Origin of the sequence: Actinomadura sp. (assembly GCF_044508335.1) — a bacterium.
GTDB lineage: Bacteria > Actinomycetota > Actinomycetes > Streptosporangiales > Streptosporangiaceae > Spirillospora.
In genome coordinates this window covers 5,906-16,091 of record NZ_JBIQHY010000150.1, presented here as the reverse complement: position 1 = coordinate 16,091, position 10,186 = coordinate 5,906, and the positions used below count along the sequence as shown (strand labels likewise).

At 74.8% G+C, this 10,186-nt stretch carries 10 protein-coding genes; 2 read left to right on the top strand and 8 right to left on the bottom strand.

All coding sequences use genetic code 11. From position 1 onward, the window contains the following. Positions 1 to 95: 95 nt before the first annotated feature. The 8 genes from pheT to infC all read right to left on the bottom strand — a co-directional run bounded on the left by pheT (position 96) and on the right by infC (position 8,163). Positions 96 to 2,573: a phenylalanine--tRNA ligase subunit beta gene (gene pheT / locus ACIWVC_RS31405; protein WP_396452046.1), complete on the bottom strand. Its 2,478-nt coding sequence runs from the start codon at positions 2,571 to 2,573 to the stop codon at positions 96 to 98. Beyond that, positions 2,573 to 3,682, bottom strand: coding sequence for a phenylalanine--tRNA ligase subunit alpha (gene pheS, locus ACIWVC_RS31400; protein ID WP_396454945.1), 1,110 nt, complete (start codon positions 3,680 to 3,682; stop codon positions 2,573 to 2,575). The genes pheT and pheS overlap by 1 nt, the downstream gene beginning before the upstream one ends. Positions 3,683 to 3,815: 133 nt before the next feature. Beyond that, positions 3,816 to 4,904: an ATP-binding protein gene (locus ACIWVC_RS31395; protein WP_396452042.1), complete on the bottom strand. Its 1,089-nt coding sequence runs from the start codon at positions 4,902 to 4,904 to the stop codon at positions 3,816 to 3,818. A gap of 209 nt (positions 4,905 to 5,113) precedes the next feature. Beyond that, positions 5,114 to 5,617, bottom strand: a complete 504-nt coding sequence (locus tag ACIWVC_RS31390) for an STAS domain-containing protein (RefSeq protein ID WP_396454944.1) — start codon at positions 5,615 to 5,617, stop codon at positions 5,114 to 5,116. Positions 5,618 to 5,939: 322 nt separating this feature from the next. Beyond that, positions 5,940 to 6,755 carry a TrmH family RNA methyltransferase gene (locus ACIWVC_RS31385; RefSeq protein ID WP_396452039.1) on the bottom strand — a complete coding sequence of 272 codons (816 nt, stop codon included), beginning with the start codon at positions 6,753 to 6,755 and terminating at the stop codon, positions 5,940 to 5,942. Positions 6,756 to 6,789: 34 nt separating this feature from the next. Continuing rightward, a complete protein-coding gene (gene rplT, locus ACIWVC_RS31380; RefSeq protein ID WP_396452037.1) occupies positions 6,790 to 7,167 on the bottom strand; it encodes a 50S ribosomal protein L20 in 378 nt (125 codons plus the stop codon). 70 nt (positions 7,168 to 7,237) lie between these two features. After that, positions 7,238 to 7,432 carry a 50S ribosomal protein L35 gene (gene rpmI / locus ACIWVC_RS31375; RefSeq protein ID WP_396452036.1) on the bottom strand — a complete coding sequence of 65 codons (195 nt, stop codon included), beginning with the start codon at positions 7,430 to 7,432 and terminating at the stop codon, positions 7,238 to 7,240. A 182-nt stretch (positions 7,433 to 7,614) separates the two neighbouring features. Next, a complete protein-coding gene (gene infC / locus ACIWVC_RS31370; RefSeq protein ID WP_131950606.1) occupies positions 7,615 to 8,163 on the bottom strand; it encodes a translation initiation factor IF-3 in 549 nt (182 codons plus the stop codon). 578 nt (positions 8,164 to 8,741) lie between these two features. Here infC and ACIWVC_RS31365 point away from each other — a divergent pair. Beyond that, positions 8,742 to 9,248 (top strand): NUDIX domain-containing protein, encoded by a 507-nt coding sequence (locus ACIWVC_RS31365; RefSeq protein ID WP_396452034.1) that lies wholly within the window; start codon positions 8,742 to 8,744, stop codon positions 9,246 to 9,248. Positions 9,249 to 9,257: 9 nt separating this feature from the next. Further along, on the top strand, positions 9,258 to 10,186 hold a 929-nt coding region (locus ACIWVC_RS31360; RefSeq protein ID WP_396454943.1), incomplete at its 3' end, for a PfkB family carbohydrate kinase.

Here is a 10,186-nt window from a genome sequence, read left to right as displayed (position 1 = left end):
CCTCCAGGGGACTTTCACCCCCAAGCAATCGCCCATGCTGGGCGCACCACGCGGACGCGCCCCGGACCGGGCGGTCCGGGGCGCGTCCGGGGACGTCAGGCGCCGCGCAGCACGGCTCCGGTGCGGGCGGACGCCGCCGCCACCGCGGCGTCGCGGGCCTGCGACGCCTCCTCGGCGGTGAGCGTCCGGTCCGGCGCGCGGAACCGCATCGAGTACGCGAGGGACTTGCGGCCCTCCCCCACCTGCTCGCCGGTGTAGACGTCGAACAGCCGGACCGACTCCAGCAGGTCCCCGGCGCCGTCCCGCAGCGCCGCCTCCACCTCGGCGGCGGGCACCGCGGAGTCGACGACCAGCGCGACGTCCTGCGTGGCGACCGGGTAGGACGACACGTGCGGGGCGCGGACGGAGACCGGCTCGCCGAGGCGGCGCAGCTCCAGCTCCATCGCGCACGACCGCGCCGGCAGCCCGTACGCCTTCGTGACGCGCGGGTGCAGCTCCCCCGCGTGCCCGACGAGCGTGTCGCCGGCGTACAGGGCGGCGCAGCGGCCCGGATGCCAGGGCGCGTGCTGGTCGGTCTTGACCGTCAGCTCCACGCCGACCTCGCGGGCCACCGTGCGGGCCGCCTCCACGGCGTCCGCCCACAGGGCCGGGCGCCCCGGGCCCCACCAGCCGGCCGGCTCGCGGGCGCCCGACAGCACGACCGCCACCCGGTGCGGCTGGTCGGGCAGCGCCGCCTCCACCGCGGCGATCTCCTCGGCCGTCGGGCCGCGGTCCACGGCGAGGCGAGGCGCGCGCTCCGGCGCGTCCGCGCGCGGGCGGAACACCACGCCGATCTCGAACAGGGCGGTGTCGCCGAAGCCGCGGCCCACGTTCAGTGCCAGGATCTTGAGCAGGCCCGGCAGCAGCGTGGTGCGCAGCAGCGGCTCCTGCTCCGACAGCGGGTTCGCCAGCCGCATCGTCCGGCGGCGGGCGTCGTCCGCGGGGATCTGGAGGCCGTCCAGGTCCTTCTCGGCGATGAACGGGAACGCCAGCGCCTCGACGTAGCCGGCGCCGGCGAGGGCGCGGCCGACGCGGCGGCGCAGCCGCTGCTCCGCGGTCAGGCCCTTGCCCGCGACCGGACGCGGCGCGCGGGCCGGGATGTCCTCGTAGCCTTCGAGCCGGATGACCTCCTCGGCGAGGTCGTTCGGGTCGGTCAGGTCGGGGCGCCAGGACGGCGGCGTCACCGTCAGGACGTCGTCCCCGGTGACGGTGCAGCCGACCTGCTCCAGCCGGCGGACGACCGCGTCCCGCCCGTAGGCCACGCCCGCGACCCTGTCGGGGTGGCCGGCCGGCATCGTGACCGTGACCGGCTCGACCGGCGCCTCGGCGTGCGTCACCCCCGGCACGATCTCCGCGCCGCCCAGCTCGGCGAGCAGCCGGACCGCCCGGTACGAGGCGTACAGCGGCAGCTCGCGGTCGACGCCGCGCTCGAACCGGTGCGACGCCTCGCTGTGCAGCCGGTGGCGGCGGCTCATCCGGGCGGTGCCCATCGCGTCGAAGTGCGCGGCCTCGATGACCATGTCGGTGGACCGCTCGTCGATCTCGGTGGCGAGGCCGCCCATCGTGCCGGCCATCGAGATCGGCCCCGACTCGTCGGTGATGAGGATGTCGTCGGGGTCGAGCGTGCGCTTGACGTGGTCGAGCGTCTCCAGCTTCTCGCCGGGCGCGGCCCGCCGCACCACGATCGGGCCGGTGAGCTTGCTCCGGTCGAAGGCGTGCAGCGGCTGGCCGAGCTCCAGCATCAGGTAGTTGGTGACGTCCACGGCGAGCGACACCGGCCGCATCCCGGCGCGGTGCAGGCGGACCTGCATCCACAGCGGGGTCTTCGCGTCGGGGTCGAACCCGCGCACCTCCCGCAGCACGAACCGGTCGCAGGCGGACGTGTCGCCGATGCTCGCGGGGTACGCCTCCCCGTTCTTGGCCGGCAGCTCGACGTCCGCCGGGTCCTTGAACGGGACGCCGTAGGCCGTCGCGGCCTCGCGGGCCAGGCCGCGGATCGACAGCGCGTAGCCGCGGTCGGGGGTGACGGCGATGTCCAGGATGTCGTCGCGCAGCCCGAGCAGCTCGATCGCGTCCGCGCCGACGGGCGCGTCCGGCGGCAGGACGAGGATGCCGCTGTGGTCATCGCCGATGCCCAGCTCGCTGACCGAGCAGATCATGCCCTCGGACAGCCGGCCGTAGGTCTTGCGCGCGCCGATCTCGAACCCGCCGGGCAGCACGCCGCCCGGCAGGATCACCACGACGCGGTCGCCGGCGGCGAAGTTGGTGGCGCCGCACACGATGTTCTGCGGCTCGCCGGTTCCGTTCGCGTCGCCGACGTCCACCTGGCAGTAGCGGATCGGCTTCTTGAAACCGGTCAGCTCCTCGATCGCCAGGACCTCGCCCACGACGAGCGGGCCGGCGATGTCGGCGCCGGCCCGCTCGACGGTCTCGACCTCCAGGCCCGCCGCGATCAGCTCCTCGGCGAGCGCCCGGCCCGTGACGTCCGCGGGCAGCTCGACGTACTCGCGCAGCCAGGAAAGAGGTGCCCGCATCAGATCTCCATCCCGAACGGGAGGGTGAACCGGACGTCGCCCTCCACCATGTCGTACATGTCCTCCACGCCGTGCCGGAACATCAGCGTCCGCTCGACGCCCAGCCCGAACGCCCAGCCGCTGTAGCGGTCCGGGTCGACGCCGCAGGCCACCAGCACCCGCGGGTTGACCATGCCGCAGCCGCCGAGCTCGATCCAGCCCTCCGAGCCGCACGTCCGGCACGGGTCGCCGCCCGGCTCCGCGGACGCCCCCCGGCACACGAAGCACTGCATGTCCACCTCGGCGGACGGCTCGGTGAACGGGAAGAACGACGGCCGGAACCGGGTCTTCAGCCCCTCGCCGAACATGCCGGTGACGAACGCGTCGATGCCGCCGCGCAGGTCGGCCATCGTCAGGCCCTCGTCGACGGCGAGGCCCTCCAGCTGGTGGAAGACGGGGCTGTGCGTGGCGTCCAGCTCGTCGGTGCGGAACGTGCGGCCCGGCGCCACCACGTAGACGGGCAGCTCCCGCGACAGCAGCGACCGGACCTGCATCGGCGAGGTGTGCGTGCGCATCACCAGGCCGGACTCCTCCGACTCCACGAAGAAGGTGTCCTGCATGGTGCGGGCCGGGTGGTCGGGCACGAAGTTCAGCGCGTCGAAGTTGAACCACTCCGCCTCGACCTCGGGGCCCTCGGAGACCTCGAAGCCCATGGAGACGAAGACGTCGGCCATCCGCTCCTGCATCGTGGTCAGCGGGTGGCGGGCGCCGCGCGGGGCGCGGTCCCAGGGGAGCGTGACGTCGACGGTCTCCTCGACGAGGACCCGCCGGTCGCGCTCCTCCTCCAGCTCGGCCTGGCGCTCCTTCAGCGCCTTGGACACCGCGCCGCGGGCGGCGCCGATGCGCTTGCCGGCGTCGGCGCGGGCCGCGGGCGGCAGCGCGCCGATCTCCCGGTTGGCGAGCGCCAGCGGGGAGCGGTCCCCGGCGTGGGCCAGGCGGACCTGCTTCAGCTCGTCGAGGTCGGCGGCCGCGGCGATGGCGGCGAGCGCCGCGTCGCGGGCCCGCTCCACCTCCTCCGGCCGCAGCGCGGACACCTCGACGGGGTCATAGGACTTGTTGGGTGCAGACATGGTGGTGTGATCGACTCCGGTCGGCGTGGGACGCCCGCAGTCTAGTGCGCGGGCGGTGAAGATCCGGAAAGCGTGCGCGTGACGCGCTGGCCCGTTCAGGGGCCCGGTGCCGTGCCGGCGGCGTGCGCCGCGGTCAGCCGGCGTAGTCGGGGGCCCCTGCGGGCACGGTAAATCGGAACTCGGCGCCGCCGCCGGGCGCCCGGCGCACCGTGATCACTCCGCCGTGCGCCTCGACCAGGCCCTTCACGATGTAGAGCCCGAGACCGGTGCCGCCGCGGCGGTTGCCGCCGGGGCCGCGCCAGAACTGCCGGAAGACGCGCTGGGCGGCCTCGGGCGGAATGCCCTCGCCCTCGTCGCGCACCGACACGGCGGCTCCCTCCTTGTGCGCGTCCGGTTCCACCACAATGGTGACAGTACCCGCCCCGTGCCGCACCGCGTTTTCGACGAGGTTGCCGAGGATCTGGTCCATCTTGTCGGGGTCGAGCCACATCTCCGGCAGCTCGCCGCGCGTCTCGAAGCGGAACCGCTCGGCCGGCTCCCCGGCCGCGATCCGGCCCGCGATGATCTTGCGGACCTCGCCGGGGATGTCGACGACCTGGCGGCGCATCTCCAGCCGGCCCGCCTCGATGCGGGACACGTCCAGCAGCTCGGTGATCAGCCGGGTGACGCGGTCGGCGTCGGCGTTGACGGTCTCCAGCATCACCCGTTTCTGGTCGTCGTTGAAGCGGTGCCACTTGGCGAGCAGCGTGGCGGTGAACCCCTTCACGCTGGTGAGCGGGGAGCGCAGCTCGTGCGCCACGGTGGAGACGAGGTCGGCGCGGTCGCGCTCCTGGCGGGCGCGGTGCACGGCGTCGCGCAGGCACACGGTGAACCGTTCCACCCGGCCCCGCGCGTCCCGCCGGTAGGCGGCCGTCACCAGCACCTCGGTGCCGCCGGGCAGGAACAGGGCGCGCTCCGGGTGCCGGGTGCGGGTGCACAGGCCGTCGTAGGGGGCGAGGCACTTCCACCAGTCGCGCCCCTCCGCGTCGTGCAGCGGCAGGACGTCGCGGAAGTCGCGGCCCACCGCGGACTCGGCGGAGATGCCGGTGATCCGCGCGGCGGCGGCGTTGAACACCGCGACGCGGGCGTCCCGGCCGGCGACCATCAGCCCGTCGGGCAGGTCGTCGGCGGCGTCCCACTCGGCGGCCGGCCCGGACCCCTGCTCGGGTACGCGCGCGGCCACGGGAGGGGACTCCTCTCCGCCCACAGCGGCCTCCAGAACACCGTTGAGAACGCGGCCTGTCGAAAAGAGACTCTAGCCGGAACCGGCCGTGTTGCGGGACCCGGAAACCGCCCGGCGGCAACGCATCTGTAGCCTCCCGGGCGGGGTGCCGCCCCACCGGCGGGCGGCGGCCCCGGCGGCGGCCCGCGGGCCCGCCGGGACGTGCGGGCTCACCGGGACGCGGCGGGCGGGCCGGGCGCGGCCCACGCGTCCTCCACGGCGGCGTGGACCGCGAACAGCCGGTGCAGCCCGGTGATGCGCAGCAGCCGCAGCTGGGCGGGCCGGACCGCGGCCAGGGCGATCTCGCCGCCGTCCGCGGCGATCTGGTTGTGCGCGGCGACCAGCGCGCCGAGCCCGGCCGCGTCGCAGAACGTGACGGCGGCGAAGTCGGCCACCAGCCGGCGCGGCCCCGCCCCCGGCGGCCGGCCGTGCAGCCCGACCAGCCGGTCGCGCAGCGTGCCGGCGGTGCGCAGGTCGATCTCCCCGGCCACCGCGACGACGGCCGTGTCCCCCCGGACCCGCCCGACCTCGATCCGCAGCCCGCCGGCCGCGAGGGGCGCGGTGACGCCCGCCGGGCCGGACGCGGCGGCGGGCGCCGCGACCGCGCCCGCCCGGCACCTCACCTCCGGCGCGCGGCGGCCCGCTCTGCGGGCCGGCCCGGTCTCCTCGGTCATCACGTCTCGCCCCCACTCTGCACGGCGCCATGCCGTCCCTGGTCAACGCACTGATCAACACGGTAGGCGCCGGAGGGGCCGGCGTTGATCCCCCGCCGGTGCCTGATCCGGCTCCTACCTGCGGATGAGCCGCACGGAGCGGCAGGCCCCCCGCCCTCCGCCCGTGCGCGGTCCATCCTCCCAGCCGGCCGGCCGGAAAACGGCGCCCCGGGCGACCGAATGCGGCCAGCCGATCACGGAGCGCAGTGAACCGCGGCGGCCTCCGGACGTACAGCGCCGCGAAGATCACCGGTGTCACCCGCCGCGCCCGGCGCGCCGCGGGTCAGCCGCCGCGCTGCGCGCGCGCCGAGGCGTAAAGGCATACGGCCGCGGCCGTCGCCAGGTTCAGGCTCTCCGCACGGCCGTAGATGGGCACGCGGACGACCTCGTCCACGTGCCGGAGTATCTCGTCGGGAAGCCCCCACGCCTCGTTGCCGAACACCCAGGCGGTGGGGCGCGCGAGCAGCCCCTCGTCGATCGCCCCGTCCAGGGTGCGGTCGCCGCCGCCGTCGGCGGCGAGGACGGCCAGCCCCGCGCCCTTCAGCTCGGGGATCAGCGCGTCGAACCGCGGGCCGGTGACGACCGGCAGGTGGAACAGGCTGCCCGCCGAGGCCCGCACGCACTTGCCGTTGTAGGGGTCGACGGACGCGTCGGTGAACACGACCGTCTCCGAGCCGGCGGCGTCGGCGGTGCGCAGCACGGTGCCCGCGTTGCCGGGGTCGCGGACGTGCGCGAGGACGGTCACCAGCCGGGGACCCGCCTCCAGGGCCTTGGCGAGCGGCACGTCGACGAACTGGCAGACCGCGAGCAGCCCCTGCGGGGTGACGGTCTGGGCCAGCTCGGCCATGACCTCGCCGCTGACCCGCAGCACCGGCGCGCCGGCGCGCTCGGCGGCGAGCACCAGCTCGGGATGGCGGGCCTCCGCCTCGGCGGTGGTGAACAGCTCGGCGAGCGTGCCGGGGATCTCCAGCGCCTCCCGCACTGCCTGCGGCCCCTCGGCGAGGAACCGGTTCTCGCGGCGCCGGAACGCGCGTTTGGCGAGCCGCCGAGCGGCCTTCACCCGTGGTGATCGGAGAGAGGTCAGCTCGCGGCCCGCCATGTCGCCGTACTCGCCCGTCCGCCGGTCGCCCGGCTCAGGCCGCCTCCGTGCCCTCGGCCGGGAGCGCGTCCTTGGCGACCTTGACGAGCGCGGCGAACGCCGCGGCGTCGTTGACGGCCAGCTCGGCGAGCATGCGGCGGTCGACCTCGATCTCCGCCGCCTTCAGGCCCTGGATGAACCGGTTGTAGGTGATGCCGTTGGCGCGGGCCGCGGCGTTGATCCGCTGGATCCACAGTCGGCGGAACTGGCCCTTGCGGTCCTTGCGGTCCCGGAAGGCGTAGGTCATCGAGTGGAGCTGCTGCTCCTTGGCCTTGCGGTACAGGCGCGAACGCTGACCGCGGTAGCCGCTCGACCGCTCCAGGACGACCCGACGCTTCTTGGCGGCGTTGACGCCCCGCTTCACGCGTGCCACGTGCTGAACTCCTTCGTGGGGGCCGGGGCCATCCGGGCCTCGGCCGGTCGCTGATGTTCCTGGTCGAGTGCTACTTGCGCAGCAGCTTCTTGATGTTCTTGGCGTCGGCGTCGGCCACCACGGCCGGGGCGGACAGCCGGCGCGTGCGCTTGGTCGGCTTGTGCTCGAGCAGGTGGTTCTTGTTGGCGCGGCGGCGCATCACCTTGCCGGAGCCGGTCAGCTTGAAGCGCTTCTTGGCACCACTGTGGGTCTTGGTCTTCGGCATGGTCGCCGTCGTCTCCCTTTGTCCCGGCCCCCGTGCGTGCCGCACGGGGGCGCGCCTGATCGGCGCACCGCACGGAGTTCCGTGGACGCGCCTGGTCAGGCTTCAATGTACGTGCGCCGCGACCCCGCTCAGCCGCGAGGTCGCGGAGTCGGGACCGCCGCGAAGCCGTCCCGGAGCGGCCGTCAGGCGGTGCTCTCGGCCTCCTGCCCGCGGGCCGTCTTCTTCTTGTGCGGACCGATCACCATGATCATATTCCGGCCGTCCTGCTTGGGCCGCGACTCGACGAAGCCGAGTTCCTCGACGTCGTCGGCGAGCCGCTGCAGCAGCCGGTAGCCCAGCTCCGGACGGGACTGCTCACGACCACGGAACATGATCGTGACCTTCACCTTGTCCCCGGCCTTCAGGAACCGCACCACGTGACCCTTCTTGGTCTCGTAGTCGTGCGGGTCGATCTTCGGGCGGAGCTTGATCTCCTTGATGACCGTGTGCGCCTGGTTCTTCCGCGCCTCACGCGCCTTCATCGCGGACTCGTACTTGAACTTGCCGTAGTCCATGAGCCTCGCGACGGGCGGACGCGCGGTGGGCGCCACCTCGACGAGGTCGAGGTCCGATTCGCGCGCGATCTCAAGGGCCTTGGCGATGGGCACTATGCCCACCTGTTCGCCGTTCGGGCCGACGAGCCGGACCTCGGGCACGCGAATGCGGTCGTTGATACGCGGTTCGGCGCTGATGGGACCTCCTTGGGGCCGTTCTCAAGTCTGCTGGACCGGTCGTACCCCGAGGCTTCCACAAGAAAAGCCCCGCACGACTCACGCACGGGGCCACCTTCGGTCTCCCTCCCTGGACGGACGGGCCGCCCGGGGACGGCGGCGGGACGAGCGCGCAACGCTCGTTCGCCGGACCGATGACCCACCGGCCTTGCGGCCGGTCAGGTGGGAGGTGGCCTCCGCTTGAGCGCCCGGCGCGCGCCACCGCTCGGATCGCGCGCACTGGGCCGGTCGGCCACCAAGACTACCATCCGGCGGGGCCGGATGCGCCAGACCGAAACCGTCCCGTGACGTCGGGCGGGCGCCGGTGCCTTGGTGAGGTACGCCACTCTGTTCAACAGCACCGGGCGCCCCGCAATTCCCCATCCCGCCGGGCGTCCCGGCGCGCCTCGGCGCGGCGGGGCGCGGACGGGCGCGGGTGGCCGGGAGCGGGAAGGTGAGGATGTTGTGGCCGGGCGGGCGTCTCGGCGCGCGGGGCCCCGGTTGTTACGGTGGAGCGGAGACGGCCCGGTGGGGCCGGCAGCAGGGAGGTAGTCCCCGCGATGCCCTCGGTCGAGGCCGGCGCCGCCGGCCCCCTCACCGCCTTCCCGCCGATCGCGCTGCAGTTCGCGCAGAAGGCGTTCATCGTGTCCGGCGGGCGGCTGCTGATGGTCCGCAAGTCCGCGTCCGACCCGTTCCACCCGGGCCGCTGGGAGGTGCCCGGCGGGCGGCTGGAGGTGGACGCCGACCTCGACCTCGACGACCACATCCGCCGGGAGGTCTGGGAGGAGGTCGGCCTCAAGATCGATCCGGGCCCGCCGTTCCACCTGTGGCAGTGGTACATGCCCGACCGCGGGCCCCGCGGCGGCCGTGCGCCGGGCGGGCGGATCCGCGTCGTCGCGGCGGCGCGCCGCTGCCGGCCGGTGACGCTGGACGCGACCCTGGACAACCAGGACGGCGGCGACCACCTGGACGGCTGCGCCTGGGTGCCGCTGGACGAGGTCGGCGGCTACGACCTCATCCCGAGCCTGCGTCCGGTGATGCGGGCCTTCCTGCTCCCGCCCGGCTGACCGCCGCCCATGGCCCCGCCCCGCTCGCCCGTGGAGTGGCCGGGGCTCGACGGCGCCGCCGAGCGGCGGTTCTCGATGCTCGTCATCGGCGACGCCGGGATCGAGGTCCGCGCGTCCCTGCCGGACGTCCGGTTCGCCGACGTCCGCGCCGACCGGCTCTGCTACGCCCCCGCGCGGGCCGTGGTCGCCGGCACCGCGGTGAACCTGGCCCGGTGCGCGGCCGCTCGGTTCCGCCGGGTGGGGGTGCTGGCGAAGATCGGCGACGACGACTACACCGCGGTCATCCGCCGGGAGCTGCGCCGCATCGGCGCGGTCGACCACCTGCGCGTCGAGGCGGGCGCGCCGAACGGCGTCTCGGTGATGCTGCGCGACCGCCCGCGCGGCGGCGGGCCGGGCGTCCGGCTGCTCGTCGTCCAGGAGGAGCCGCCGGGGCGCCGGCTCACCGCCGCGGAGGTCGCGGCGGCGGCGGACGCGATCGCGGGCGCCGACGTGCTGGTCGCCGACGGGTACTCGGCGCTGTCCCCGGTGTCGCGGGCGGCGCTGGAGGAGGCGGCGCGGATCGCGGGCGCGGCGGGGACGCGGGTCGCGTTCGACCTCGTCCCGCACGACGTCGACGCGCGGCTCCCGGCGTCGGACATGCTGCCGGTGCTGGCCCGCGCGGACCTGGTGTTCTCCGAGGCGCCCACACTGGCGCGCCTCCTGGGGCGTCCGGCGCCGTCCGGCGCCGGCGCGGTGCGCGGGCTGCTGCCGGTGCTGGACCGCGAGGTGCCGGGGCGTCCGCTGTGGCTGCTGCGGTTCGGCCCGACGTCCCTGGAGGGCGTGCTCGCCTACCAGCGGGGACGGCTGCTGATGGAGTACCCCACCGGCTATGGCGCGGGCGTCCGGCGCGCGGGCTTCGGGGACCGGCTGGCCGCGTGCGAGCTCTACTGGTGGCTGTC